Source organism: Psychrobacter halodurans (assembly GCF_017498075.1).
GTDB lineage: Bacteria > Pseudomonadota > Gammaproteobacteria > Pseudomonadales > Moraxellaceae > Psychrobacter > Psychrobacter celer.
Genome location: NZ_JAGBKN010000020.1, coordinates 23,734 through 50,555, shown reverse-complemented (window position 1 = coordinate 50,555; position 26,822 = coordinate 23,734). Strand labels below are relative to the sequence as shown.

22 protein-coding genes are annotated in these 26,822 nt (G+C 48.0%); 14 read left to right on the top strand and 8 right to left on the bottom strand.

Annotated features, from left to right (window positions below):
* The first annotated feature begins 203 nt into the window (after nucleotides 1-203).
* The 11 genes from J3491_RS09455 to purF all read left to right on the top strand — a co-directional run bounded on the left by J3491_RS09455 (nucleotide 204) and on the right by purF (nucleotide 10,933).
* On the top strand, nucleotides 204-860 hold the full coding sequence (locus J3491_RS09455) for an alpha/beta hydrolase (RefSeq protein WP_207970027.1): 657 nt from the start codon (nucleotides 204-206) through the stop codon (nucleotides 858-860).
* 148 nt (nucleotides 861-1,008) lie between these two features.
* Nucleotides 1,009-2,109, top strand: a complete 1,101-nt coding sequence (gene zapE, locus J3491_RS09450; protein ID WP_105246127.1) for a cell division protein ZapE — start codon at nucleotides 1,009-1,011, stop codon at nucleotides 2,107-2,109.
* A 182-nt stretch (nucleotides 2,110-2,291) separates the two neighbouring features.
* Nucleotides 2,292-2,936 carry a nitroreductase family protein gene (locus J3491_RS09445; protein ID WP_207970026.1) on the top strand — a complete coding sequence of 215 codons (645 nt, stop codon included), beginning with the start codon at nucleotides 2,292-2,294 and terminating at the stop codon, nucleotides 2,934-2,936.
* Between the two features lie 116 nt (nucleotides 2,937-3,052).
* Entirely contained in the window at nucleotides 3,053-4,345 is a 1,293-nt protein-coding gene (locus J3491_RS09440) for an NAD(P)H-dependent glycerol-3-phosphate dehydrogenase (RefSeq protein ID WP_207970025.1), read from the top strand.
* Nucleotides 4,346-4,419: 74 nt separating this feature from the next.
* Complete coding sequence (gene sixA / locus J3491_RS09435) at nucleotides 4,420-4,878, top strand: phosphohistidine phosphatase SixA (RefSeq protein WP_075102092.1); 459 nt, start codon at nucleotides 4,420-4,422, stop codon at nucleotides 4,876-4,878.
* Nucleotides 4,879-4,994: 116 nt separating this feature from the next.
* Complete coding sequence (gene gspL / locus J3491_RS09430; RefSeq protein WP_207970024.1) at nucleotides 4,995-6,239, top strand: type II secretion system protein GspL; 1,245 nt, start codon at nucleotides 4,995-4,997, stop codon at nucleotides 6,237-6,239.
* 44 nt (nucleotides 6,240-6,283) lie between these two features.
* Nucleotides 6,284-6,859: a type II secretion system protein GspM gene (gspM, locus tag J3491_RS09425; RefSeq protein WP_207970023.1), complete on the top strand. Its 576-nt coding sequence runs from the start codon at nucleotides 6,284-6,286 to the stop codon at nucleotides 6,857-6,859.
* A gap of 146 nt (nucleotides 6,860-7,005) precedes the next feature.
* On the top strand, nucleotides 7,006-7,410 hold the full coding sequence (locus tag J3491_RS09420; protein WP_105246715.1) for a DUF4870 family protein: 405 nt from the start codon (nucleotides 7,006-7,008) through the stop codon (nucleotides 7,408-7,410).
* A gap of 119 nt (nucleotides 7,411-7,529) precedes the next feature.
* Nucleotides 7,530-8,564 (top strand): quinone-dependent dihydroorotate dehydrogenase, encoded by a 1,035-nt coding sequence (locus J3491_RS09415; RefSeq protein WP_075102088.1) that lies wholly within the window; start codon nucleotides 7,530-7,532, stop codon nucleotides 8,562-8,564.
* Between the two features lie 60 nt (nucleotides 8,565-8,624).
* Complete coding sequence (locus J3491_RS09410) at nucleotides 8,625-9,122, top strand: CvpA family protein (protein WP_207970021.1); 498 nt, start codon at nucleotides 8,625-8,627, stop codon at nucleotides 9,120-9,122.
* Between the two features lie 275 nt (nucleotides 9,123-9,397).
* On the top strand, nucleotides 9,398-10,933 hold the full coding sequence (purF, locus tag J3491_RS09405) for an amidophosphoribosyltransferase (protein WP_100749453.1): 1,536 nt from the start codon (nucleotides 9,398-9,400) through the stop codon (nucleotides 10,931-10,933).
* Nucleotides 10,934-11,048: 115 nt separating this feature from the next.
* Here purF and J3491_RS09400 read toward each other — a convergent pair whose 3' ends face one another.
* From J3491_RS09400 to yajC, 6 genes are all read right to left on the bottom strand, one after another.
* Complete coding sequence (locus J3491_RS09400) at nucleotides 11,049-11,408, bottom strand: AzlD domain-containing protein (RefSeq protein WP_075102085.1); 360 nt, start codon at nucleotides 11,406-11,408, stop codon at nucleotides 11,049-11,051.
* Nucleotides 11,398-12,129: an AzlC family ABC transporter permease gene (locus J3491_RS09395; RefSeq protein ID WP_424108358.1), complete on the bottom strand. Its 732-nt coding sequence runs from the start codon at nucleotides 12,127-12,129 to the stop codon at nucleotides 11,398-11,400. The genes J3491_RS09400 and J3491_RS09395 overlap by 11 nt, the downstream gene beginning before the upstream one ends.
* Before the next feature lie 94 nt (nucleotides 12,130-12,223).
* Nucleotides 12,224-13,636: an MATE family efflux transporter gene (locus J3491_RS09390; protein WP_075102083.1), complete on the bottom strand. Its 1,413-nt coding sequence runs from the start codon at nucleotides 13,634-13,636 to the stop codon at nucleotides 12,224-12,226.
* 307 nt (nucleotides 13,637-13,943) lie between these two features.
* Nucleotides 13,944-15,167 carry a protein translocase subunit SecF gene (gene secF / locus J3491_RS09385; RefSeq protein WP_207970020.1) on the bottom strand — a complete coding sequence of 408 codons (1,224 nt, stop codon included), beginning with the start codon at nucleotides 15,165-15,167 and terminating at the stop codon, nucleotides 13,944-13,946.
* Between the two features lie 9 nt (nucleotides 15,168-15,176).
* A complete protein-coding gene (gene secD, locus J3491_RS09380) occupies nucleotides 15,177-17,054 on the bottom strand; it encodes a protein translocase subunit SecD (RefSeq protein ID WP_075102081.1) in 1,878 nt (625 codons plus the stop codon).
* A 381-nt stretch (nucleotides 17,055-17,435) separates the two neighbouring features.
* On the bottom strand, nucleotides 17,436-17,765 hold the full coding sequence (yajC, locus tag J3491_RS09375; protein ID WP_075102080.1) for a preprotein translocase subunit YajC: 330 nt from the start codon (nucleotides 17,763-17,765) through the stop codon (nucleotides 17,436-17,438).
* 523 nt (nucleotides 17,766-18,288) lie between these two features.
* Between yajC and J3491_RS09370 the strand changes: the two genes are divergently transcribed.
* The 3 genes from J3491_RS09370 (at nucleotide 18,289) to J3491_RS09360 (ending at nucleotide 23,703) form a co-directional block, all read left to right on the top strand.
* Nucleotides 18,289-19,575: a CNNM domain-containing protein gene (locus tag J3491_RS09370; protein ID WP_207970031.1), complete on the top strand. Its 1,287-nt coding sequence runs from the start codon at nucleotides 18,289-18,291 to the stop codon at nucleotides 19,573-19,575.
* A gap of 366 nt (nucleotides 19,576-19,941) precedes the next feature.
* Nucleotides 19,942-20,436: a hypothetical protein gene (locus J3491_RS09365; RefSeq protein WP_100749458.1), complete on the top strand. Its 495-nt coding sequence runs from the start codon at nucleotides 19,942-19,944 to the stop codon at nucleotides 20,434-20,436.
* Between the two features lie 273 nt (nucleotides 20,437-20,709).
* Complete coding sequence (locus tag J3491_RS09360; RefSeq protein WP_207970019.1) at nucleotides 20,710-23,703, top strand: LysM peptidoglycan-binding domain-containing protein; 2,994 nt, start codon at nucleotides 20,710-20,712, stop codon at nucleotides 23,701-23,703.
* Between the two features lie 76 nt (nucleotides 23,704-23,779).
* Here J3491_RS09360 and J3491_RS09355 read toward each other — a convergent pair whose 3' ends face one another.
* Nucleotides 23,780-24,988 carry an MltF family protein gene (locus J3491_RS09355; RefSeq protein WP_207970018.1) on the bottom strand — a complete coding sequence of 403 codons (1,209 nt, stop codon included), beginning with the start codon at nucleotides 24,986-24,988 and terminating at the stop codon, nucleotides 23,780-23,782.
* Nucleotides 24,989-25,955: 967 nt separating this feature from the next.
* The gene (locus J3491_RS09350) at nucleotides 25,956-26,792 is read right to left on the bottom strand and encodes a Nif3-like dinuclear metal center hexameric protein (RefSeq protein ID WP_207970017.1); all 837 of its coding nucleotides are present in this window, start codon (nucleotides 26,790-26,792) and stop codon (nucleotides 25,956-25,958) included.
* Between the last annotated feature and the right edge of the window lie 30 nt (nucleotides 26,793-26,822).

Below are 26,822 nucleotides of genomic sequence, written 5' to 3'. Positions count from 1 at the left end.
ACAAGGAAAATAGCGCAGATAATATTGAGATATTAGTCAGCTATTTGACACCGTTTGGCCAGATTTAGCCATTTTTAGCCCATTTAGATGGCTATTGATTGAATTGAGGACACGCCCTAAGGCGTCTGTACAGCAAATCACTTGAAATATAAACCATATCTAGGATAATTGAGACATTCATTCTTAATTAAGTAAGTAATAATATGCACCTGATTCCTGCTCCTGCTGGCGTGCTCGAGGTCGATGCGCTCTGGCAAAAAGACAACCCTAACGATCCCAATACCGATACGGTGGCGCTGCTTTGTCACCCCAACCCTTTGTTTGATGGGACGATGAATAACAAAGTGGTCACGACCATGTACCGCTTTGCTCGCGATAGTGGCATGCATGTAGTGCGGTTTAATTTTCGCGGTGTCGGTCAGTCCACAGGCGAGCATGACTATGCCGATGGCGAAGTCGTCGATGCGATGACCGTGCTACAATGGATCGCTGAGCAAACCGGCGCGCGCAAGCTGTGGCTGGGCGGTTTTTCCTTTGGCGGGTATGTCACCGCGCGCGTTGCCGAACAAGTGCTTGAGGCCTCACATATCTGGGACGTGAGCGATTTTGAGCTTATAAATATCGCGCTTATCGCGCCATCGGTAGAAAAAAACGACAGTAGTGATATCGACTTACCTGCTGATAAGACCTTTGAGATTTATGGTAATGCTGATGAGGTGATTGACCCTGCTAAGATGCAGGCATTTGCGGATCGTCTGGGTATCGCCGTCAGTGTGGTCGATGGGGCGGGGCACTTTTTTCATGGGCGTTTGTCTGAATTAAAAAAACTGCTTGAGCACCACAGTATTTCTGGACGATAGTTTTTCTAATGATAGCTTTTCTGGACGATAGCTTTTCTGGACGATAGCTAGGACCGATTGCTATGAGCGCCGCGTCAGCTATGTACAATGGTAAAAATACAACCATTTGATTTTATTAAATAAATTTTATTAAACAATGAGTCGCATTATGAGTTTATCCCCGTTGCAACGCTACGAGCAAGCCATCAGCACAGGTGAGTTTACGCGAGATGAACAGCAATATCAGGCCATGAGCTATCTCGATGAGCTGTATCATCAGCTCAATGACAGCGTGCCACAAAAAAAGCGCTTTTTTAGCTTTTTGAAATCCAAGCCTGCTGCCCCAAAGGGTCTGTATATGTGGGGCGGGGTAGGCCGCGGTAAGACGTGGATGATGGACATGTTTTATGACTCGTTGACCATCGAGCGTAAGATGCGGCAGCACTTCCATCATTTCATGCAGCGCGTGCACCAAGAGCTTAACGCGCTCCAAGGTCAAAGTGATCCACTCGAAAAAGTTGCTGATATTATTTACAAAGAAGCGGTGGTGATTTGTTTTGATGAGTTTTTTGTCTCCAACGTCTCTGATGCCATGATCTTAGGCGATTTGTTTACCATGCTGTTTAATCGCGGCGTGACGTTGGTCGCCACCTCCAATATCGAGCCAGCAGGACTGTATAAAGACGGCCTGCACCGTGACCGCTTTTTGCCTGCGATCGCTGAGGTCGAGCACCATACTACAGTGATGAATATCGACTCAGGCATCGACTATCGTTTGCGGGTACTGCAGCAAGCTGAGCTGTATGAGTCGCCATTGACCAAGGCCAATCATCACTGGCTGGCCAACCGTTTTGCCAGCCTCTCTAACAACCAAAAAATCAGCAAAGAGCCTATTGTCATCAATGGCCGCTCGATTAAGGTCAACGCCCGTACCGAAGATATCTTGTTTTGTGACTTTAGACACTTGTGTATGGAGCCGCGCTCTGCTGCAGATTTTATCGAAATCGCCAAACAGTTTAGTACGGTGCTGGTCGATGTGGTGCCAGCCTTAGACGATGATTTACGGGATCCAACGCGGCGCTTTATTTATCTGGTCGACGAGTTTTATGATCGCCGTGTCAAGCTACTGGTGCGTGCCGAGCAGTCTATTCTTGAGCTTTATCAAGGAGAAAAACTGGCTTTTGAGATTGAACGTACACGTTCGCGTTTGCTTGAGATGCAATCAGAAGACTACCTGCGTACGGAGCATCGCACCGAAGAGGCTGCGTAGCGGCAATGGCTGTTGAGTACAGTAATAGCTGTTGAGTGCAAGGGTGTGTTAAAGGTATAACAAAGGCGTGATATTGTGTGCGCATTCAATGGCTTTAAGTCGTTTTGAGTAAAAAATAGCTTTAAGGATTATCAAAGCTTGACGCAACGCGTCTGTGACCACAAAATAAATAAGGAGCGGTAATGACTACCTCTGATAAAAATAATAAAAAGCAGTCTATACAAAGTATCAACACGGATGATATGCCAGTCAATAGTGAAGCGATGATCGGCTGGATTGGCTCGAGGCGCAGCATGGGCAATCTAGACACGCCTGCACCTACTCGTGCTCAGATAGAAGCAGCAATCGCCTGTGCAGCCACAGCGCCTGACCACAAAAAGCTGCAACCGTGGCGGTTTATCGTGACCGAAGGTGAGGCGCGTCGTCAGTTGGGCGCGGCATTGGTGAGCGCCGCAAAGGCACAGGCTGCACAACAAGGTGAAGTGCTGACCGAAAAAACCATCGAAAAAACTCATACCATGCCGCTACGTGCACCTGTTATCATAACGGTCGTGACCAACATGCAAGCACACAAAAAAGTGCCGCCTTTTGAGCAGCTGCTCAGCGCAGGCGCCGCTGTCCAAAATATGCTACTGGCTCTAAAGGCACAAGGCTTTAGTACGGTATGGCGGACAGGCTTGCTTTGTAATGAGCCTGCGGTCAAGGCATACTTTGGCGTGGGGCCAGATGATTATATTACGGCTTTTGTTTATACTGGCACCAGTCCTAAGGATGAGCCTACACGCAAGCCCATTGACATTGAACCGCTCATACGTTTTGAGTCATAAGGCATACAGGCGCTTTGGTTTAGATGCCCACGATATATAATAAACACAGCCGGCATCTTGGTTTTCAATCACGATAATGCTACTTATAATCAGTCAGTCAACACGGATACCAGAACATGACTAGCCCTAACGACAGTAATAAAGACACCAATAACAAGCATAATGACACGGATAAGCAAAGCTCTGATAAACAAAACAGTCTGCTGGCAGGCATCATCGAGCGCGCCACCAAATCAGGTCTGGGCCGTAAAAAGCTCAATCCCAGTGCGGTAGAGTCTGCCGTTGCAAAAAACATGGCCAAAATCCATAGCAATCCGACCAAGCTGCGTTTGGCGTTTTTGGGCGGCGGCAGTTTTGGTACCGCCATGGCAAATCTCGCGGCGCGGAATGGCTGTGATACCACGCTTTGGGTGCGCAATAAGCGCACTGTGAAGGCGATGGCAAAAACTCAAACCAACAAAAAATATCTGCCAGGACATAAGCTTGATGATCGCTTAAAATACAGTCATGACTTGGCCGCCGCAGTCAAAGATAAAGACATTATTTTTATTGCGGTGCCTGGTTTGGCCTTTCGTGAGACACTAAAAAACATCGCGCCTTTTATCAGTGGGCAATCCATTGTTTCTTTGACCAAAGGTATGGAAAAAGACACGTTTGCCTTGATGAGTGACATCATCAAAGAAGAGTTGCCAGAGGTGAATTTTGGCGTGATGTCAGGGCCCAACTTAGCCATAGAAATCATGAAAAACATGCCCTCTGCTACGGTGATTGCGAGTGAGTCTGAGCCGCTGCGTCATGCGGTGCAAGCCGCGCTGCATAGTGCGTTTTTTCGGGTATTTGCCAGTGATGATGTCAAAGGCGTAGAGCTGGGCGGCGCGCTCAAAAACATTTATGCGATTGCTATGGGTATGGCAGCGGCCTATGAAGTCGGCGAAAACACCAAGGCCATGATATTGACCCGCGCTTTGGCTGAGATGAGCCGTTTCGGGGTCGAGGCGGGGGCCAATCCATTGACATTCTTAGGCCTATCAGGCGTTGGTGATTTATACGCAACCTGTAACTCAGAGCTCAGTCGCAACTTTCGTATCGGTAATATGCTTGGCCGTGGTATGAATATCGATGCGGCAGTCAAAAAGCTGGGTCAGACCGCGGAAGGGGTCAATACCATCCAGCAAGTGCACGAAAAAGCCACCCGCGAGGGCATCTATATGCCCATTACTCATGCCCTCTACGCCGTCATTTATGAAGACAAGGCGGCCTTGGGTGTGGCTTTGCATCTGATGGAAGCTGGGTTTCGTAGCGATGTCGAGTTTGTGATGGCGCATGATCATAGCAATGCAGCGCTGACGGCACATATGAAAAGCTCAGCCAGCAAAACCGCTGACAAGGACAGTGATAAAGACAAATAATACGCCAAATAAAAAGCCGACTTGCTAAAAACTCGCAGTAGGTATGTAGCGCTTAGGCGGCATTAAGGAAGCTTATGAAAATTATATTGGTACGTCATGGTCAAGCAGAGAACGACACGCGGCCAGACAGCGCGCGTCAACTGACAGATCTGGGTAGAGAGCAGGCGGCGCAAACGGCAGAGTTCGTGATGACGCGCTATCAGCCAGATCAGTTTGTCGTGAGTCCTTATGATAGAGCGCAGCAAACCTTGGCCGCGCTTCAAGCCTGTGCGCCAACAGTGCCCTTTGTCATACTAGATAACATTACGCCAGCAGATGATGCGCATCAAGCCTTGATCGACCTTGGTCATATTGAAGCCGAGTGCTTGGTTGTGGTGTGTCATATGTCAATCGTCGCTCACATCGCAGGACTGCTGATAGGGGAGTATCCTGAGTCGTTTGCCTTGGCAGAAGCACGAGTGTTTGAGATGGACTTTGTGATGGCTGGCATGGCGCGGGAAACGGATCGCTTTGTACCAAAGCAACCTTATTAGCTTGTTTGATGTGATGCGTGTTTTGCCCGTGACTATGATCGTCACCCAGTAGCGGTTGTCTACACAATAACGCCACTTACCTTTGATAAATGCTTTAATGATTAAGGACACGCTTAGTGATACATGTTTGGTTACGGGCGCAGCATAGCCCACTGGCTGTCTGGCATGAAGACCTCCAACACTGGCAAAGCGTTGAGGGGTGGCAGCAGCTACAAGAGAGGTATGGTAATTATAAAGCCAATGGAAAAAATGCGGTCTGCCTGTACTTTCCATCCAGTCATGTATTGCAGGTAGATACTGAGCTAAATACTGCCCAGCTCAAGCAGCTGGGTAATAGTGGCAAGCAGTATTTGTTTGAAGAGATGTCCTTGACTCCTGTGGAGCAGTTGGCCGTTCGCCAGATCAGTCACGCTGAGCGTCATCAATTGTATGCCTTGGCGCAAAGCGATATCGACTCATGGCAACAAAGCGCGCAGTTGGCTGGCATGAGCCTTATCGCACTATTGCCTGATTTTTTGTTATTGCCTGCGCCAACGGAGCAGGCCGGTCAGCAAATCACGCTTTATCAAGACGAGCAAACCACTTTGCTGCGCCAGTCTGCATGGCAGGGCATGGCGGTCAGTTATTTACCGCTGATTTTTGAGCGTTTTCCGCACTTAAGCGAGGTGAGCCTTTTGCCGCCTATCACCGCTATAGAACAGCCAGACGAGCTGGACGCTCGGTCTGATTGGTTTGCCTGCACCGCTGCGCTTATCGCTGATCATCAGCTGCTGCTGACGCCGCTATCTGACCCCCCAGTACCACTTGAAAACCCTGAGCGCCATGCGCTAAATTTCTTTGTAAAATCCGCAGATTCTCAGTTATCGCCGTATTTGCGGGTGGCGATGATGGTGGCGTTGGCAGCGCTAGTGCTACAAATAGCAACCGATGGCGTGCAGTGGTATCAGTACCAGCAGGCAGCCACGGCGACCAAAGCTGAGATTGCAAATCAGTATAACTCTTGGTTTGCCAACGAGCCACTGAGCAGTCGCAACAAGCTACAAATACAGCTGCAACCAAAACTGCGCCATGACAGTCAAGCACAAGCGTCTCATATGGCGACACTGGCACGGATATCGCCATTGATCAAACAGTCTTCATTGCATGCACAGGCTTTGGTAATGCAGCCATCTGCGCTAAGTTTTACCTTGATTGCTCCTGATCGTGGTAGTCTTGACCAGTTTACCAGCACCTTGGTTGCCCAAGGCATCGATGCAAAGCTGGCTCAGGTCAATAGCACTGAGCAAGGGCAGTTCAGTGGTCAGATCACAGTAGCGGTCGCAGAGAGTGCGGACTTGCAAGCGGCCACGGCGACCTCATAGTCTAAGTCTTTCTTACTTATCGCAAAATCAGCAAAAGGTAGAAAATGAAACGTTTACAGCGCCGTGCCAAGAGCCGCAACAGCATTGCTGAGCCGAGTAAGCTGATAAAGGACAATGCTTTATTGGAGCGCTTTAGTCATTACCGAAACACCTTATCGTCGCGCTGGCATGCCTTGCCATCACGCGATCAGCTAGCGCTAACGGTACTGTCTGTGTTTTTATTGGTGTTTGTGGGCGGTTATGGTGGCTATAGTACGCATCAAGCAGCAACAGACAGTAAAAACGCCTATCAAGCGCAAGTGGCTGACTATTTTTGGCTGCGTGCTCAGGCAGGCAATATCGACAGTCAGGCGCTCACTGCATCTGCTGCTCCAGACGGCGCAGCGGCCATGCCGCCTGCCAGCCGCGTCAGTACGCTACTTGATCACTCAGGCATTGCCAACGCGCAAGTCGTCGCGGCGGGCGATGCGGTACAGCTCAGCTTTAATCATGCTAGTCAAGCGGTGGTCAGTGGCGGACTTGCCAAGCTGCAGCAGCAAGGTTGGCAGTTTACTCAGCTATCGATGCAACAGGATTTGACCAGTCAGCTGATACAAGTACAAGCGACCATCGCTCAGTGAGTCATCTACAGCAGGCTATTGACAGATGCACCATTGAAAACCCCTTTGTTTGACACAATGAACTAAGTATCAGTCACTGTCAGATATGGATGCGTACAATGGCCAATTATCCTATGAATAACAATAACAATCAGGCGAAGGATACTATGAATAGCGACAAACGCCGCTCCTTAATCACCTACAATCACATCACTTATCTGCTCTATGTGGTCAGTTATTTTACCGCAGGTCTGTTGTGGATTGTGCCGATCGTGATGAACTATGCTAAGCGTCATGATGCCGATGGCTCATGGCTTGCTACTCATTTTGATTGGCAAATCAAGACTTTTTGGTACAGTATTGTTTGGTTTGTCTTGGGCATTGTTATTATTGCCTTTGCGCTCGGCGGATTTGGGGTGAGTATGTTGACCGATAGTAGCAACAACATGGCCATCGGTTCGGTACTACTGGCAGGGGTTGGATTGCTAATAATGCTGTTTACTTTTATTTGGCATCTTTACCGAATCATCAGAGGCTGGATTGCACTCACAGACAATCGCCCTGTGCCTTAATATAAAAATTTAGCCCATGAAACTTTGCTCTTATTTCTGTTAAGCTGATATAATCGCAGCGCTTGATCTTATTCGCACTTTTCATTCACCATAACTTTCGAGCAGGGTCTGCCACCATTATGTCTTATGCCTTACTTCGCCCTTTTTTGTTTAATATGGATCCTGAGCACGCCCATGAAATGACACTGTCTTTATTGGACAAAGCGCACAGAGCGCGTGTATTGGGGTTGGCCTATGGTCAGTTGATGCAGCCTACTGACTGTATGGGATTGCAGTTTTCCAACCCTGTAGGATTGGCCGCTGGACTGGACAAAAACGGCGATTATATCGATGCGCTGGCGGAGCTGGGTTTTGGTTTTATTGAGGTCGGGACCGTCACGCCTCGAGCGCAGGCGGGCAATGAGAAGCCCAGACTCTTTCGAATCAAACAAGCCGATGCGATTATCAATCGTATGGGGTTTAATAATCAGGGCGTTGATTATCTGATAGAAAACGTTAAGCGGTGTAAATACAAAGGCAATATCGGAATTAATATCGGTAAAAACGCCGACACCCCTGTAGAGCAGGCGGCCGATGACTATGTATACTGTCTTGAGCGTGTCTATCCGCATGCCTCTTATATTACGGTCAATATCTCCTCGCCCAACACCAAAAACTTACGCGATTTGCAAAGTGGTGAAGCACTGACGCAGCTGCTGCATACGATCAAAAACCGCCACAGTCAGCTGGCTAGCGAATATGGCTTTTATGTGCCATTGGTGCTAAAGGTCGCTCCAGATTTAGAGCCATTACAAGTTGACTATATATCGCAGCAATTAATAGACTTTGAGATTGACGGTCTAATCGCAACCAATACCACGCTGAGTCGAGTCGGGGTGGAGGATCTGCGAGATGGCGACCAAGCAGGCGGGCTATCAGGTCGTCCTGTGAGCCATACCAGTACCCAGATATTGCAGCAGTTCTCAGATCAGCTAGAAGGCAAAGTGGCACTGATTGGGGTTGGCGGTATCGACAGCGGTGCCAAAGCGGTCAAAAAAATCGAAGCAGGAGCCGATATGATACAGCTATATACTGGGCTTATCTATCGTGGGCCTGGTCTGGTACAGTCTTGTATTCAGGCGATCGGCGGCTATTATGACGCCATGGAAAGCTAAAGCATGTCATCAGCGGCACTCTCTCACCATACAGATGATACAACCAATGAGGCATAGGACATGAGTGGTTTGGATATCGTGATTGCTATCGTCGTCTTGGTTGGACTTTGGCGCGGCTTTCAGGTGGGGCTGATTAAGACGGCAGTAGGTTTGCTGGGCTGGTTTGTCGCCCTGATCGCCGCCACTCGGTTGGCAGGTTCGATTGCTCCGCAGCTGGTGGGTGTGGTACAAAACCCTGTTTTGCAGATAGCCATGGCGTTTTTATTGGTGGTGATTGTTATTTTGGCCATTATGCACTTGGTTGCTTTTGTATTCTCCGGTGTTCTTCAGACGCTGCGTTTGGGTGTGTTGGATAAAATGGCAGGCGGCGTACTTGGCGCGGCAAAAAACGTACTGATGGTCTTGGTGGTGCTGAGTGTCAGCGCGCCTCTGCTGGTACAAATGCCGCAGTGGCAAACGTCCGTCCTCGCGCCAGAGCTATTGTCTTATGCACCGATGGGTAAAGCCTTGGTGTCAGACGTACTGGGCATGGCGTGGGATCAGGTCAATCAGTCTTAAGCGTTCGATATCATCGGCCAATTTTGGTTAGACCAAATTTTATGACATTATCTTCGTATTCTTCCTTGATAAAAAATGATTTGATAGCAATTACAGCTCATAAACGGGCAATCGACATTCTAGAGTCGATAGCGGGCGTTTTTGACAAATAACACATCAGTGTAGTAAGAGATATCATCAGGTAGATGGCAAGGCGATGCTGGCTGTTAAACAGGCCGCTCTAAAGTCTCGTCGTCATTGTAGTACTAATGTATGGGTCAAAATAGGATAAAACTATGTGTGGAGTCGTTGGGGTTGCAGCTCATGAGCCAGTCAATCAGATTCTTTATGATGGCTTGACGATGCTACAGCATCGCGGGCAAGATGCAGCAGGTATTGTGACGTTGCAAGATGGACGACTCTATCTGCGTAAAGAAAACGGCATGGTCCGTGATGTGTTTATGAACCGTCATATGATCAAGCTGGTCGGCAAATTTGGTATCGGCCACGTACGCTATCCAACAGCGGGCACCTCTAGCAGCGCAGAAGCTCAGCCATTTTATGTCAACTCGCCTTATGGCATCACCTTGGCACACAATGGTAATTTAACCAATGCTGAGAGTTTGGCAAAAGAGCTGTACATCGAAGATCGTCGCCATCTAAATACCGACTCTGACTCTGAGGTCCTGCTCAACGTACTAGCGCATGAGATGCAAAACTTGGGCAAAACCAACCCAAGCGCTGACGATATTTTTGAAGCGGTAAAAGCGGTATATAGCCGCTGCGAAGGCGCTTATGGCGTGGTCGCTTTGATCACAGGTCACGGCTTATTGGCGTTTCGTGATCCAAACGGTATTCGTCCGCTGATTTTTGGTAAGCGCATGGCACCCAACGGTGGCACCGAATACATGGTGGCATCTGAGTCTGTGGCACTGACAGGGTCAGGCTTTAGCATTATTCGTGATGTCAAACCAGGCGAAGCAATTTTTATCGATTTGGATCACAAGCTGCATACCCATCAATGTGTTGAGCAAAAAGAATACACACCTTGTATCTTTGAGTATGTTTACTTTGCCCGTCCAGACTCTATTATGGACAACATCTCGGTTTACAAATCACGCTTGCGCATGGGCGAAAAACTGGCAGACAAAATCCTTGCAGAGTGGGGCGACGATCACGATATCGACGTGGTGATTCCTATTCCAGACACCTCGCGCACCTCTGCGATGGAGCTGGCGCTAAAGATGAACGTCAAGTACCGTGAAGGGTTTATGAAAAACCGCTATATCGGGCGTACTTTTATCATGCCAGGTCAGCAGCAGCGCAAAAAATCTGTCCGTCAAAAGCTCAGTGCAGTACCGCTCGAGTTTAAGGGCAAAAACGTACTGTTGGTAGATGACTCTATCGTCCGTGGTACGACTTGTCACGAGATCATCCAGATGGCGCGTGATGCTGGTGCCAACAAAGTGTTTTTTGCTAGTGCCGCGCCGCCAGTCAAGTATCCAAACGTGTATGGTATCGATATGCCGGTGCGTAGCGAGCTGATCGCCTCTGGTCATACGGTAGAGGAAGTACGAGATATCATCGGTGCTGATCGTTTGATTTTTCAAGATTTAGAGGATTTGATTGACGCGGTCAAGGACACCAAGCACAGCAAAGTAGAAGGGTTTGATTGTGCCGTGTTTAATGGCTGCTACATCACAGGTCAAATCAACGAAGCCTATCTTGACCATCTACAAGAGCAGCGCAGCGACACTGCCAAAACAGGTAAAAAAGGCGTGCAAATCGTCGCTGATACGCCAGTCGATATGATGGGCGTCGAAGAGCTATAATATCAATGTCTCACTGAGCAGCCGCTCATAGTATCTAATAAAAAGGCTGGACTCTCATCAGAGTTCAGCCTTTTTCATCACAAGATAAAGATAAAGCGGTGCTACTATAAAACTGTTAGCCCAAAAACTGAGTAAACAGCCATAGCAGCCCGTTAATGGTAGCGATACCAACGACCATACTGACCAATAACTGACGGCTGATATGATAAACCAGTAGCACCAACAGTAGCGCGCCAATCTGTGCCATCAGCAAATGTAGCTCTGCGCTATGCATACCGGTGGTCACTGATAAGTTTTGATAAGAAAGGCTGGTGAGGATAAGCAGCACCATCACTGATAAGGGCAGGCTTTCGTTTAAACGGTGTAGCCACGGCGTGTCCAGCAGCTTTTTTGGTATCAAAGCGGGGAGTGCACGCGTGACAAAGGTCACTGCAGCCATCGCAAAGGTGGCTAAAATCAGATAACTACTGCTCATGAGCGTCTCCTTTTATACCGCGCTGTACCCAAAAACCACGTGCCAAAATCATCAACATACAAATAAAAATGGCCACCAATAATAACCAGTTACTGGTAAATAGTGAGGCAATCAGTAGCGCAACAATGGCAATGCCAATAGGAAAATAGCGTTTGATGCTCTGAAACTGCTCATAGGCCAATATCGCAAACAGACAGACCAGCGCAAAATCTAAATGCGGCACCATATCACTAAGGGTGCTGCCGATCATCACACCGATCGCGCCCGCCAACACCCACCAGCTTTGGTTAAACAGACTAATGGGTAAAATGAGCGACCGCCTTGACTCCTGAGGTAGGCTGGTCATCACCGAAAATGTCTCGTCGGTCAAGGCAAACAAACAGTAGGTTTTGGCGATTTTATTTTGCGGAAGAGAGTGGAGCAATGGCATTCCATAAAACACATGACGCAGGTTAATTGCGGCAATATTGGTTGCCATATTGCCAATCGGTAGGCCGGCACTTAGCATGGGCAAGCAGGCGTACTGAGCGGCGCCTGCATAGAGTACGACACTGAGCATAATGGTCGCCCATATAGGGACGCCCGCCACCTGCGCGAGCACACCAAAGGCTATCCCCGCTGGCAGATAACCCATTGCCACAGGCAAACTTTTTTTAAATCCCTCGGCCCAGTCGTAGTGGGTCCTATGCTGCTGATGTAATGGTTTTGATTGAGTAGTCACGTGACATCCTAATTTTCTTACTGACTTTTTTTATTAACTTGCTATAACGTTTTTATATTGAACTGACGATATCAACATCGGAGCAAATACCGCCTTACGCGTCTATTTGGAGCTTTTCATAATCGCCTGTCTGATGAGCCCGATATAAAAAACCTATTAAAATGATAAGTCTGAGTAGCAATAGGCTCCAGACACTGAGCCAAATACCAGTCATATCCCACTGCTGATAGAGTAGCCAGCTCAGCGGAAAAAATACAGCTGCTAATATAAGCGCGGCATTCCGAATCACCTTACCAGCAGTTAGACCAAAAAATATGCCATCCAGCCAATACGCGCCCACACCGACTAAGGGTAAGAGCACCGCATACCAGTGATATTGGTCAGCTAAGCGAAATACAGCCTCGATATTGGTCATAAATGGCAGGTAGATAGGCATGGCCAGCCACCAAACCGCGCTTAATAAGATAGCCAGTGTGTAGCTGACGACCCCAGTGCGCTTGATAACGACGCGAAAGCTTGCCCAGTCGCGTCGCCCAGCTGCCTGTCCGCTCAGCGTCTCAGCTGATACAGCGACGCCATCTAAGGCAAAGGCTGATATGCTCAATACTTGTAATAATATGGCATTGGCAGCCAATATAACATCGCCACTTTGAGCAGATAGACGGGTAATCCAAGCAAAGCTTAACGTGAGAATCAGCGTACGTATAAAGATGTCTTTATTCAGCGAAAATAGCCTAAGCATTTTATCTTTAGTAAAGTGCTGGCGATCAGCACAAAACAAGGTCCGCCAAGATATCTTTAGGTGCCGGCAGCTCAGCCATAAAGCCAATAATACACCTGACCAAAACGCAATGGTGGTGCCCAGTGCCACCCCGACCAGCTCCATCTGTAACCCAAAGACAAAAAACAGCGTTAGGACAATATTGAGCACGGCGATAAAGCCCTGCTGATACAGCATATAACGGGTTTTGCCTTGCCCTGCAAACCAGCCAATAAAAGCAAAGTTCATCAGCTCGGCGATGACACCCCAAAAACGCACATCCAAATACGTCTTGGCCGCGCGGCCACTTTCAGGATTGGCCGATAGTGCCTGTAGACCAAAATCTATCAGCCAAGGTTTTGCCAGCAGCAATACCAAGCCGATGGCCGTGGCTAATAATAAAGCACGCTGTAAGATGGACAATAAAGGAGTGATAGGATGATAATCAAGTGTGTTTTCATCTTTGCTTGCTATGTCCAGTTGCCCCAGAGCTTGCGCGGATAGCCCAGACGATGCATATTGTAAAAAGTTAAAACTAACCAGGAGTAAAGACAGCAATTGTATCGCAAGCCCCATACCTGCAAGCTTAGCAGTATCATTCATATTGCCGACGATGGCCGTATCGATCACGCTTTGTAGCGGCATGGCCAGATTTGCCAGCAAAACTGGCAGCGCAATTGCGATGATGCGCGCGTAGCGGGTATCAATCGGTGGTAAGGCGTTAGCAGAGGAGGCGGTAACTGACATTTTTGACCCGTTTTATGCCCTTTGTTCAAGACAGTGCGCTGTCGTAGGCGATGCTAAATAAAATCGACATACAATATGATAATACGTGATAGACATACGTCTTTTTGCTGGCTGAGGCTGTCTTATATTGACCTGATTGTGGTCAGTAGTCCGTAAACGCAGCAAAAAGACAAAAGCACCTAGACTCACAGCTGGTGAGTCAGGTGCTTCTTTTTACACGCTATTATTGTATTAAAGATACAAATTTTGTGTTTATGTTGTCAGTTGGCCATGAGATAAGAGAATGCCATCATGGCCAAATACGGCTTTATTCGTACATTTTTGGATCGTTAAACGTTACGATTTCTTCTTCAAACTCTGGCTTTACTTTTACAATAAAGTCGTCACGTGACAGTCCCATACGTAGTGGGATTGAGCTTGCGATGTAAGTCGATGAATACGTACCAGCCAGTAGACCAATAAATAGCGCTACTGAGAACCAGTATAGTCCATCACCGCCTAAGAACATCATGGCCAATACCACAAGTAACACGGTTGAGATGGTCATAATCGTACGGCGCAACGTCTCTGTCAAAGACAGGTCAATCGTCTGTCGCGGTGAGATACCACGGACGCGGCGGAAGTTTTCGCGAATGCGGTCATAGACGACAATCGTATCGTTCAATGAGTAACCGATCAAGGCCAAAATAGCAGCCAACACCGTCAAATCAAATGGAAAGCCGAATAGGGCAAAGACACCAATAGTAACGATGGCATCATGAAACAGCGAAAGCACCGCTCCCAATGATAGCTTAAATTGGAAACGTAGGGCCACATAACCGAGCATACAAACCAGCGCCAGTGCCAACGCCATGACGGAGTTTAAATACACTTCGTTGCCCACTTGGCTACCGATGATATTGACGTTACTGATATCAGCAGCATTATCGGGCAGTGCCAATGCTTGGGTCAAGCTGGCATTTAGTCCATCGACATTATCAGACTGCGGCGGTAGGCGTACAAGCAGCTCTTCTCGAGTACCCAAATACTGTACCACAGCATCATCAAAGCCACCATCGGCTAAAGCCTGTACGACCTCTACTTGCTCGACAGGTTGCTCATAGCGTACGTCTGCTGAGACGCCCCCGGTAAAGTCAAGGCCTAGGTTTAGGCCATTGACAGCAATTGCAATGATACTACCGATGACCATCAAGAGCGATAAAAGCGCCATTGGCTTTTCTATCTTCATAAATGGAATGATACGCTGATCGCCTATCGCTTTGATGCCGCCTTCTGCTTGCGCTGCTGCATAGTCTTCTGCATCACCTATATCCAGATTTGGATCGATGGCTTGGGTGTTGAGCGTTTGCGCGGCGTTATCACCGCTATTGCCGCGGCGCGCTTTTTTTGATTTGGCTTGGTTGTTACTGCCTTTGCCATCACGGCGTGGTTTTTTGCGCCGGCGCGTGCTGCTAGCGTCTGTGTTTGAGCCGCCTGGACCATTTCGATCTGGATTGTTTTGTTCTAAAGGGTTGTTCTTATCGATCGCCATAGTGTTCTCCTAACCGATGCTCAAACGTTTGATTGATTTACGCTTACCATAAGCAATTTGTACCAGCGCACGTGTCACCAAGATGGCGGTAAATAGTGAGCTGACAATACCGATGGCTAACGTAATCGCAAAGCCTTTGATCGGGCCTGTACCGATGGCAAACAAGATAAACGCCACCAACAACGTGGTGAGGTTGGCATCAAAAATACTACTAAAGGCGCGATCAAATCCTGCCACGATAGCGGATTTTGGCCGTACGCCGTTGGCCAGCTCTTCGCGTATGCGCTCAAAAATCAGGACGTTGGCATCGACCGCCATACCGATGGTCAAAACGATACCTGCAATGCCTGGTAGGGTAAGCGATGAACCTAAAATCGACATAATAGCGATGATAATAATGACGTTTACCGCTAGGGCCACGTTGGCGATGACACCAAAGAGGCGATAAAAAACAATCATAAAGGCAAAGACCAGCAAATAACCGACCTGCGTCGAAAATAAGCCTTTTTCGATGTTTTCTTGCCCGAGTGATGGGCCAATGGTGCGCTCTTCGACGAAGTACATCGGAGCCGCTAAAGCACCTGAGCGTAATAACAGCGCCAGCTCAGCTGCTTCAGCACTACTATCTAGCCCCGTGATGCGGAAAGATGAGCCAAGTACCGCTTGAATATTGGCGCGGTTGATGACCTTTGTCTCAGCGTAAGGCGTGCGTACTTCGACGGTCTCGCCAGTCTCTGGGTCTTCTTCATAGGTGATTCTTTGTTTGTTTTCGATAAACAAAACCGCCATCTGTTTGCCAACAGCAGTACGGGTGGCATTTTGCATTAGCTTACCACCAGCACTGTCTAGCGTGATGCTCACTTCAGGCGAGCCGTTTTCGTCGACGCCTGTCTGTGCATTGGTGACTTTATCACCTGTGACGATGGCTTGACGATCTAGCAGTACTGGAGGGCCATCGAGCGTCTCAAAGGGAAAAGCCTCAGTGCCTGCTGGTGGAATGCCACCTGTGTAGGTATCAGCGTCTTCAGCGACCATGCGAAACTCAAGGTTTGCCGTACGTCCAAGGACACGTTTGGCCTCGGCTGTGTCCTGTACGCCAGGTAGCTCGACCACGATACGGCTAGCGCCTTGTGACTGTACCAAGGCTTCAGTCACGCCCAGCTCTGCAATACGATTACGTAGGGTCGTGAGGTTTTGATTGACCGCGTAGCTGTTGATCTCATCGAGAGTGGCGTCATTGTATGCCAAGATTAGCGCTGGGCCTTGCTCATCAATCGAAGACTGCAAACTAAAGGTATTGCCCATTGAGCCTTGTAGGATGTTTTGAGCACGGTTACGCGCGTCGGTATCGGCAAAATGCAGTACGACACTTTGGTTTTCAGTTTTGATGCCCTTGACCGCCACTCGTTCAGCACGTAGCTCACGGCGCATATCACGGCTCGCACTACTTAAGCGCTGCTCGAGAGCCTTATCCATATCGACTTCGAGGACAAAGCGCACACCGCCGCGCAAATCCAGACCAAGCTTCATCGGTTTTGCGCCGATGCTACGTAGCCACTCTGGCGTGGTCTGTGCTAAGTTGAGCGCCACAACATAGTCCTCGCCCAGATTTTGGCGCAGTACTTCTTGCGCCTTGAGCTGATCGACTGGGTTTTTTAGGCGTACCAGCGCACTGTTGCCCTCAAACGTACCATCATGACTGTCCAGACCTGCCTCAGTAAGGAGGCTTTGTGACTCGGTCAAAATACCTTCAGACAGCTGAGTACCTGCGGCGGCACTGGTAATCTGTACGGCAGGTTCGTCAGGGTAGAGGTTGGGGGCAGCATACAGACCGGCAATGATAAGCACGACGGCGATGAGTAAGTATTTCCAAGCGGGATATTGCATAATCACTTCTTTAGGTTGATAAACGACTGGCGACGTAGGCCACAAGTTAGCAGATGGGAAGTTAGCGATAGCAATGGTCGAGTGCCGTATTTGGCAGTCGTTGTCATGTACCATTGCGATCATCCGCGATGATAATAAAGCATAAAACAATAAAGCAAATAATACAGATGACGCTTTGCGCCGTCATCCAAAATCTCTGTCATCGAAAGATTATCGATAACATAAAGCTGACAACTTATCGTCGTCTTTGGCATTATAAAATGCAAGGTTTTGCTACTTTATAGCGAAAAATGACCGTAGACAAGGTACGGTCATTTTTTAGGCACGTACGTATTCATCGGTACGACGAGCGCACGATCATAAATACAGCACGGCTGATAATTATACGCTCTCGATAGTGCCAGCAGGCAATACTGAGATGACAGAAGCGCGCTGTATCTTCACATCTGTGTTGTTGTTCAAACTGACGACAGCATAGTCGCCCTCGATGTCTTTGATACGGCCCATCAGACCACCGGCAAAGATAATCTCATTGCCGACACTCAGCGCATTGACCATAGCACGATGCTCTTTGGTACGCTTAGACTGCGGGCGAATGACCAAAAAATAAAAAATCGCAAAAAAAGCGACAGGCAATAAGATCTGGCCAAATATTGACGCAGCGCCTGCAGTTTCTGGAGCCGCATGGGCGGCTTGGATAAATAGCAACATAATTTACTCTCAGTAAGTCATAGACAATAATAAAATTAGACGCATAGTAACAAAAAATCCCAGACTTGGTAACTGTTAATCATAAGCTGGGTGTGTTTTCTCTGGTATATCGGGCGATTGACCGCATCAAATGCTAGCCAAAAACCCGTATGACGAAACGTAAAACCTCGCGTATAAACGGCGTACCTAAAAAATCGCACTTAAAAAGCGCGGCTTATTGTGAAATATTATCATCAATGCTACTATCAAATGGCAATAATTGCCGCCACACGATACTTAGAGAGTAGGGCTGGTAAGCTGTCCTTATAAAATGTCACGCGCAGCAGCCAGATGTTGGTTGTTGACTGACTGGGCTATTAACTGCTTATAAGACAAGCTGTCAGGCAAGGTGGTGGGCATCGATAAGTGCCTGTTTATCGAGCATTAACCAGCTTTTATGCGGTAGATGCTCGGCGGCGCGTACTCATGATATTATCTTTTTTCTTCTTTTCTGTTTAGGTTACCTAACTTGTCCACCTCTTTTATGTTTGTACCTCGTTTAAATCGTCCGCGGGCTTGTCGTCAAGATGAGTCAGCAGAACCTCCCCCAAAGATGTGTCGTCCTGCTCGTTTTGGTCGGCCGTTACTCGCGGTGCTGCCGTTGCCTGTCGTCTTGCTACTACCGCAGCTGGCTTGGGCGGCTGACGCGGCGGCTGCCCCAACAGCGCTGAGTGTGATGCTGCTGATATCTTTTGTCGTACTGGCCATCGGCGTGTCTTTTGCATGTTCGTTAGCCGAGTCTGTTTTGCTGAGTATGACGCCGTCTTTTATCGCGGACGTACAAGAAAGCAACCCCAAAAAAGCGGAAATGCTTAAAAGCCTAAAAGTTGACAATATCGATCAGTCGCTGGCCGCTATTTTGACATTAAACACAGTGGCGCACACGCTTGGCTCTATCGGCGCTGGTGCCCAAGCGACTATCGTCTTTGGTAGTGCTTGGTTTGGACTGTTTTCGGCGATTATGACGCTGGCGATTTTATTTTTGTCTGAAATCATTCCCAAGACTTTGGGCACGCTGTACTGGCGTCAGCTTAGCGGTCTGGTTGCTTATTTTGTCCGCGGTATTATCTTACTGCTGTATCCACTGATTTGGATATCAGAGCGCCTCACCAAGCTACTAGTGCGCGGTAAAGAGCCGCAAACCTTTAGCCGCCGTGAGTTTGCTGCTTTGGCCAGTATCGGTGAGGAGTCAGGTCAGATAGACCCGCTAGAGTCGCGCATTATCCGTAACTTGCTGGCCTTTGGCGCTATCAAGGTTGAGGATATCATGACGCCGCGCTCAGTGATGCTCGCTTTTGAAGAAAATAAAACCGTGGCTGAGCTGCTGGTGGATCGCCCTAAGCTGACGTTTTCGCGTTTGCCGATTTATGATGGTGATTTGGATAATATTACCGGTTTTGTGCTAAAAACAGATATGCTGCTGGCCAAAGTCAACCACGCCATGCACAAACCGTTGACCCAGTTTAAAAGAGAGATTACCTTTGTATTCTCAAAGATGAAGCTGTTTGACTTGCTAGAGCTGATGCTAAAAAACCGTGTCCACATTGCCATTACTGTGGGTGAGTATGGTGAGGTCAAAGGCTTGGTGACGTTGGAGGATGTGTTTGAAACCTTGCTCGGGCTGGAGATTGTCGATGAGATAGACCGCGTCGAGGACATGCAAGCGCTGGCACGGCAAATGATGGACAGACGCGTAGAGCGCCTCGGTATGAAGCTCAGCGATGATGAACAGTCTGAAGACAATGGCTCAGAAAACGCTAAGCGTGACTGATAGTGATGCCGCCGCGCTGCTCTGAGTCTCCATAGTTATCAAGTCTTATTGTGATAATCAGTAAGGCTTGATATGACGGTATACTTCAAGATAGTCTATCGTTATAGATGTTCGCAATAATTACACAGGGTGTCACATGGCTGTGAGAATTGAATGATAGTCTCACACTATGATACGAGTCTGCCGTGATTGGACTAAAAAAATTACCAAAATGATTCGTAAAGTCAATATTAAGGCGTCAATACCTATACTCAGTATAGGTGGCCTATTTAGTCAAACGATAAATGCGCTTGTGGTCTCTACATCAATACATAGATAAATAGAAAATGTATGATCATAACGCCGATAATATCGCTAAGGATTATCATGAAACGAGTATGGGGAAACGGGCTTTTGGCTCTGATGATAAAAAGTGCCAGTGTGGCCGCTGTCGTTGCTGCTGCAAGCACCATCACGATCAATGCGCAGGCGGCGACCATGACAGAAGCATTGGTAAAAAACTACGCCGCTGCCATGAAATCATCAGCGAACAGCCAAAATATCAACCAAGTTGCACGTTTGGTCTCTGATGATGCGCTGATTTCTTTATCTAGAAAAGGAAAATCAACCAGTCTGGACAAAGAAGCTTATCTAAAACTGCTGCAAAACAGCTGGAACGACACCTCCAATTATCGCTACGATATCTCTGTCGATAACATCGTCATCACAGGTGGACAGGCCAAAGCCAATGTGACCACCAATGAAAGCTGGGTAAAAGATGGTCAGCAGGTCTCGTTTGTCACCACCTCGCGGGTGACCTTGACGCTCTCGACGGGCAATGCTGTCTTATTGCGTGCGGTCTCACAAGTGACTATTAATTAAGAGTATTTCATTAATAGTATCTGATTAAGAGTAGCTAATTAAGACCATCAATCATTAAGATGGTGAATAAATACAGCTCATCCATGATATATAACCATTCCTTATAAGGTTTTGTTTATATATCTATGCTTATATTCATAAAAGTCACAAAAAAGAGCGGCCGTAATTTTTGCTTAAGGTCTTTACATCAGACTGGTCTTTGCTTTACATTGCAGACTATACTATCAAGCAACTTATCTCATTACTTCTTGTCGTTAGGAAACCTCCAATATCATGTCTACTGTGCTCTCAAACCCTCGCTCATTTATTGCGTTACCATTGACGCTTGCGGTATCGACGTTACTCATCAGTGCTTGTAGCAATACCTCGCCGGTAAAAAACAAAGGCGCGACCAACACCTCGGCGACGGTTGCCAAGCGTGCTGGTAAGCAAGCAGCAAAATCTGCCACCACGGATTACTCTACCGCTTATCTTGATGCTGAAAGCTTAGATGAGTTAGCGGATTTGTTAGAAGCGACAGACATGACCATGGTAGAAGGCAACAAACTTGCCATTCAGCAATACGGTGATTTGTGGAATCGTTTGCGTGCCGGCTACCGTATGAACGGCGGACAGCCAATTTATAACCAGCGTATCGAAGCACAAAAAAGCTGGTTTACCAGTCGACAAGAGTATCTAAACCGTTTGACTGCGCGTGCCAGTCGTTATATTTATCACACAGTGCGAGAAGCAGAGCGCCGTAATATCCCAACCGAGCTGGCGCTATTGCCTGTGATCGAAAGCTCTTATGACCCAAGTGGGACCAGTAGTGCCGCAGCAGCTGGCTTATGGCAGTTTATCCCTAGTACGGGCCGTATCTATGGGTTAAATCAAAGCAGCACTTATGATGGTCGCCGTGACGTCATTGAGTCGACGCGCGCCGCCTATGACTTTTTGACAGCATTGCACAATCAGTTTGGTAGTTGGGAGCTGGCATTAGCCGCTTATAATGCAGGGCCCGGTCGTGTGCAAAAAGCCATCGATGCTAATGCGGCTCGTGGTCTGCCCACGGATTACTGGTCACTTAGACTGCCCACCGAAACCATGAACTACGTGCCACGCTTTTTGGCAGTGGCCGAAATCGTTGCCAAGCCTGAGCAGTACGGTGTCTATCTACCAGCTATCGCCAACCGTCAGCATTTTCGCAGTGTGCCCGTCAATTATGGTGTCAGTTTATCGGAAGTATCACAAATCACAGGCGTCAGTTATGATGAGCTCGAAAGACTCAATACCGCGCTCACCTCAGGGCGTGTCGATGCCTCAGGCCCGCAGCGGGTGATTATCCCTAATGATGTGAGCCTCAACCTAGACGCCAAGCTCAGCTCGCTACGTGGTAATGGCATGGGTAATGTGTTGACTGCCAGTAATAACAGCACCACCACTAGCAGCTCAAGCTCACCAAGCTATAATAGTAAACCTTATACCAGCTCGGCTTTGCCATCTACTGGCAGCGCATTGGCAGACTATGCCGCTAATGCCAGTGTGCCGCAGCAGACGACGAGCTATATCTCGCCCACAACGACACAGACGAGCAGCTCGGTCTATAGCAACACCGCCGCCGTACATACTGAGCCGCCGTTGACCACCGCCGAGACCAATAAAATCAATGCTGAGCTAAAAAGCAGCAACAGCCTACCGACCACGTCTGCAAAAATCACTCAAAACAATACCATCGTTCAAGAGCCGCCTTTGAGCAAAGAAGAACGTGATTTTATTGCCAAGCAGATACGCAGCAGCACGCCTGAGACCAATGTCATCAACGCCGATGGCAACATCAACTTATCAGCGGTGCAGACGCAGCAGTCTATCTTGGAGGCGACAGGCGATGAAAAAAAACTGAGCTTTGCAAAAACGCCAGTCAGCAAGCCAAAGCCACAAGGCACACGTAGCACCTATACGGTAAAACGTGGTGATACGCTGTCCAATATTGCCAGTCGAGCTGGCGTGAGCTGGCGCGATATCGCCGAATGGAACCAAATAGATGCCAGCGCCAAGCTGCTGTCTGGCAGCACCTTGTATCTATACAATGCCAAGCCCATCAAGCCTCTGAGCAGTGCGAGCAGCACAGCGGCCAACCAGCCAGAAAGCTATGTGGTACAAGGGGGTGATACGCTGATCGGTACGGCCAACCGTTTTGGTCTATCGGTCACGCAGTTGGCCAGTTATAACAACCTAAGTAGTCGCGCGGATTTACTCAGAGGTCAAAAGCTATGGCTGGTACCTGGCAAAGTCACTGCGCCTGCAACGACACCTGCCGCGCCATCATCCAAACCCAGTAAATCTGCTACGGCGACCCAGAGCTACCGAGTAAAAGCAGGGGATGGCTTGATCGCTTTGGCGCGTCAGTTCAATGTGCCAACCGCTACTTTGGCCAGCCTCAACGGCCTTAACAGCACAGACTCTCTATATGTCGGGCAAACCCTAAAAGTACCTGCCAGCGCAGACATAGACGCGGCCTCTCGTACTAGCAGCAGTAGAGCGCAGAGTAGTGCAAGCTCAGTGGCAACCACCAGTTATAAGGTAAAATCAGGTGAGACTTTAATTGGTATTGCCAACAGTATCGGCGTCAGTCCAGCAGAGCTGGCAGCGGTAAACAGTAATTTTGATGCCAAAGCTCGCCTGCAACGTGGTCAAACGATTAAAGTGCCTGCGTCCAAAGATATCGTCGATCGTCAGCTAAATGATAAAGCGGTCAGTTATAAGGTCAAATCCGGTGATACCCTAACGGGCGTGGCAAGACGTTATAATATCGGTCTGAGTGACTTGGCTGCCGCCAATAACCTAAAGACCAACTCAAACTTGATACTAGGCCGTACCATTACGATTCCCGCTAGTGGTAGCCCAGTGGTCTCTCGTGCCAGCAGCCAAAGCAGCAATGCGACGAGCAATACCTCAACCAGTACAGTCAGCAGCGGCAAAAAGCTGGGCAATACCGAAAACTACAAGGTCAAGTCAGGCGATGGTTTGATTGCGCTTGCTAGAGAGTTTGGTGTGTCGGTAGAAGATCTGGCGGCGACCAATGATTTGGCAACCAATGCCCAGCTGCAACGCGGACAGACATTAAAAGTACCAAAAGCAACCGTCAGCTATACTGTGGGCTCAGGAGATAGTCTTATCGGGCTGGCGCGTAAATATGGAGTGTCGACCCAAGAGTTGGCAGATATGAATAATATCGCAGCCGACACCATGCTACAGCGAGGTCAGCGTCTGACAGTGCCCAATCGTTAATAGCGTATATAGTCATCACACAAAAAAGCGGCTCTTATGATAAGAGCCGCTTTTGCGTTTTTTGAGTGTCATGTCATTAGACAGTTTGCGTCTTAATGGTTTCAAGATAGCTTCTGATATTGCTGACATAGTGCATCGCTTGACCATAGCGGCTGTTGGAGGCTCTGTGTTCTGCAAGATAGGCATAGACGTTGGCCCAGCTCTTATCATCGATGCCTTGCGTACGCAGTTTACGCTGGATACTTTTGACCGCATTTGGGCCCATATTGTATCCTGCTAGTGCAAACCAAATTCGATCAGACTTTGGCACATCAGCAAACTCATCTTTCATTTGTTCTAAATAACGCGCGCCGCCGCCGATGCTTTGATACGGGTCCACGCGGTCTGATACGCCCATCGCTTTGGCAGTATTGTTGGTGAGCATCATCAGGCCGCGTACGCCGGTGGGCGAGACCGCATTGGCATCCAGATGTGACTCTTGATAGCCCATCGCAACCAATAACTCCCAATCATGATTGTAGTTACGTGCTTGCTCCTCAAAAGACGACTGATAATCAGGCAGCCTCTCTGTCAGTGTTTTTTTAAAGTGATCTTGACTATAAGCGTCTTTTAGTAGGGTTTGATTATAAAACGCGGCCAGCTTTTGGGTGTTTTTTAGCTTAATACTATCGCACAAAAAATAACTGGCTTTTTGTGACAATGGATCATCAGGGGCATTAAACGACCAGCTGACCTTTGGATGTAGGCCGTTTTTGGTCAAACTGGCATCATAGCCGCAGCTGACATTGATAGAGGACAAATTTAGCTGGCTTTTTAGTTGAGTACTGGCGGTGGTCAATGCCATGTCCGCCTCACCAGATTTTAGGGCATGTAAGGCTGCTTCTTCACTGGCGTAGGCTTTTAGGTCGATATCGACACCGAGCTCGTCAGCATAAGTACGCACCAAGTCAAACCCAAAACCATGCTGAAACCCATCGGTCGCAAAATACGTGCTATCTCCTGGGACAGCAGCGACGGTCAAGGTATTGTCTAGCATGACATGGTCATAGGCCGGTACGCTTGCCTGCATCGTCGTTAAGCTCTCAGCAGGTAGCGAGAGCAGGGCGATACTAGACACTTGCGCCAGTTTTTTGGTCTTGGCAAACCGATTTGAAGTAGTAGAGGTAACGGATGAAACGATGTTACTTTTGGTGTTTGGTAGGCGCTTAGATGGACGCAGTAGATAAGAAATACGGCGTTTGGCCCCTTGCGCTGATACTTTCACACGATAAGTAATACGCTGCATGGATGTCTCCTGATTTTAGCCATCCTACTTACCGTAAATGCTCACTTGTGTATACCAATAACACATATACCGAGGTTGCATTTCAACTGAGGGACACGGTTAAATAACTGTCGTGTGCGCTCAGTTTGTTTATTAAAAAGTCGTGCCGCGTGTGAGCTTTCTATAAACACGTGCAGCGCTGTCACAGCCAAGTATCTATTGTCAAAAAAGCTTATCAAAAAAGCCATGCCTGCAAAAAACAGACGCAAAAACCCCAGAAGGCGATAAATCAGATGATTCCTTCATCGACAATAGATAAGACTGAACGTAACGACTCCCTAACAAACACAGGTAAGGTCATGATTAAATTATTGAAGCAAGCACGTAGATACCTGTATCAAAGCAGCGCTAAACCATGCGTCTCAATGATAGGGTCAATACACTACGCTAATATCAGCAGCGGCTTACCCTTTATATCGTTTAGGGTAGAGTAAACCGCCGATCATATTTGCTGTTCAGCGATACAGGGTTGTTTGTTTTTTTATCCAGTCATAACGCGACTGACAAAAAACATCAAACCACCATCGCAACACCAAGATAATAAGCCGTGCGTAAATCTCGCAAAACTTAAGCCATAAATAAATAGTAACGCTAAATGGCTGTCTATTATCTATTTGTTATCTATCTTGGTGCCATAACCGGAAGCTGTAATAATGGGAAGTTTCATGACAAAACGTTCTTTGTTACAGGTAGTAATATGCGGTTACTGGTTTTATTATTCAAGTAGAGTTAAGAAATTAGCGATAAAACTTAACAATTTGCTTATAAACGGTCAAATTTGGCTGTGTTATGAGATAGAAAGCCAAAAAATGACTAAGGTTAATCATCAGATAGTCATCAAATAACCATCAGTGACTTATCGAGCTCTCAATATCGTAAACCAAGAGTCTTGGTGTTAAGCTTTATTTGTGCTGGGTTGATGCTGAGTTTAAGCGGGGTTATCGATATCGATAAAGCGCACAGACAGACCAAATTGTTGAGCGACGATGTCTCCGAGTGCTTGAATCCCTGCACGCTCTGTTGCGTGATGGCCACATGCGAAATAATCAATCCCAAGCTCACGGGCGCTATGGGTCGTGCGCTCTGATATCTCGCCTGAGATATAAGCATCACAGCCCATGGCTGCGGCTTGCTCGATCATATCTTGCGCGCCGCCAGTACAGATGCCGATACGTTTTAACAGTTTTGGGACGGCTGTATCTGCATCTGCGGCTTCATCTGCCAAATACTGATAATGACCTGAAATATGTAGCGGTATACGTCCTAGAGCTTGCGTGATGGTCTGAGTTAGGCTTTCGGCGCTTTGCGGCGGGCACGTGGCGATATTGCCGACGGGATGCGACTCATGAGGGTATAGCGCCTCTGTGATGGTCAGCCCTAACATCTCGGCGAGCTTGGCATTATTGCCGATTTTTGGATGAGCATCGAGCGGCAAGTGATAGCCAATCAGCGAGATTCCGTGTTGCATCAATTTACGAATACGCTGGCCTTTCATGCCAGTGATGGTCATTGGTTCGCCTTTCCAAAAATACCCATGATGAACCATAATCGCATCGGCGTCCTCGGCTATGGCAGCGTCGATGAGTGCCTCGCAAGCTGTCACGCCAGTCACGATGCGTCTGATAGGCCGGCCGCCATCGACTTGTAGGCCATTTGGCGCATAGTCTTTAAATGCGCTGGCAGACAGATAATCATCACAAAACTCCGTCAGCGCTTGGGCAGTAATCGTCATATCGGCAGAGAGCGGGGTATCGTGAGCGGTCATGGTGGTTCCTTGTCGTTATTTGCGTTATTT

What these genes read in the sequence shown, in the direction of transcription:
- yajC (WP_075102080.1), bottom strand. Translation starts at nt 17,765, where the DNA reads ATGTTGCTATTTATCCAAGCCGCCCATGCGGCTCCAGAAACTGCAGGC.
- J3491_RS09355 (WP_207970018.1), bottom strand. Translation starts at nt 24,988, where the DNA reads ATGCAGCGTATTACTTATCGTGTGAAAGTATCAGCGCAAGGGGCCAAA.
- J3491_RS09410 (WP_207970021.1), top strand. Translation starts at nt 8,625, where the DNA reads ATGAGTGGTTTGGATATCGTGATTGCTATCGTCGTCTTGGTTGGACTT.
- J3491_RS09420 (WP_105246715.1), top strand. Translation starts at nt 7,006, where the DNA reads ATGAATAGCGACAAACGCCGCTCCTTAATCACCTACAATCACATCACT.
- J3491_RS09370 (WP_207970031.1), top strand. Translation starts at nt 18,289, where the DNA reads ATGTTTGTACCTCGTTTAAATCGTCCGCGGGCTTGTCGTCAAGATGAG.
- zapE (WP_105246127.1), top strand. Translation starts at nt 1,009, where the DNA reads ATGAGTTTATCCCCGTTGCAACGCTACGAGCAAGCCATCAGCACAGGT.
- sixA (WP_075102092.1), top strand. Translation starts at nt 4,420, where the DNA reads ATGAAAATTATATTGGTACGTCATGGTCAAGCAGAGAACGACACGCGG.
- J3491_RS09440 (WP_207970025.1), top strand. Translation starts at nt 3,053, where the DNA reads ATGACTAGCCCTAACGACAGTAATAAAGACACCAATAACAAGCATAAT.
- purF (WP_100749453.1), top strand. Translation starts at nt 9,398, where the DNA reads ATGTGTGGAGTCGTTGGGGTTGCAGCTCATGAGCCAGTCAATCAGATT.
- J3491_RS09455 (WP_207970027.1), top strand. Translation starts at nt 204, where the DNA reads ATGCACCTGATTCCTGCTCCTGCTGGCGTGCTCGAGGTCGATGCGCTC.
- secF (WP_207970020.1), bottom strand. Translation starts at nt 15,167, where the DNA reads ATGGCGATCGATAAGAACAACCCTTTAGAACAAAACAATCCAGATCGA.
- J3491_RS09365 (WP_100749458.1), top strand. Translation starts at nt 19,942, where the DNA reads ATGAAACGAGTATGGGGAAACGGGCTTTTGGCTCTGATGATAAAAAGT.
- gspM (WP_207970023.1), top strand. Translation starts at nt 6,284, where the DNA reads ATGAAACGTTTACAGCGCCGTGCCAAGAGCCGCAACAGCATTGCTGAG.
- J3491_RS09400 (WP_075102085.1), bottom strand. Translation starts at nt 11,408, where the DNA reads ATGAGCAGTAGTTATCTGATTTTAGCCACCTTTGCGATGGCTGCAGTG.
- J3491_RS09350 (WP_207970017.1), bottom strand. Translation starts at nt 26,792, where the DNA reads ATGACCGCTCACGATACCCCGCTCTCTGCCGATATGACGATTACTGCC.
- secD (WP_075102081.1), bottom strand. Translation starts at nt 17,054, where the DNA reads ATGCAATATCCCGCTTGGAAATACTTACTCATCGCCGTCGTGCTTATC.
- J3491_RS09360 (WP_207970019.1), top strand. Translation starts at nt 20,710, where the DNA reads ATGTCTACTGTGCTCTCAAACCCTCGCTCATTTATTGCGTTACCATTG.
- J3491_RS09415 (WP_075102088.1), top strand. Translation starts at nt 7,530, where the DNA reads ATGTCTTATGCCTTACTTCGCCCTTTTTTGTTTAATATGGATCCTGAG.
- J3491_RS09390 (WP_075102083.1), bottom strand. Translation starts at nt 13,636, where the DNA reads ATGTCAGTTACCGCCTCCTCTGCTAACGCCTTACCACCGATTGATACC.
- J3491_RS09445 (WP_207970026.1), top strand. Translation starts at nt 2,292, where the DNA reads ATGACTACCTCTGATAAAAATAATAAAAAGCAGTCTATACAAAGTATC.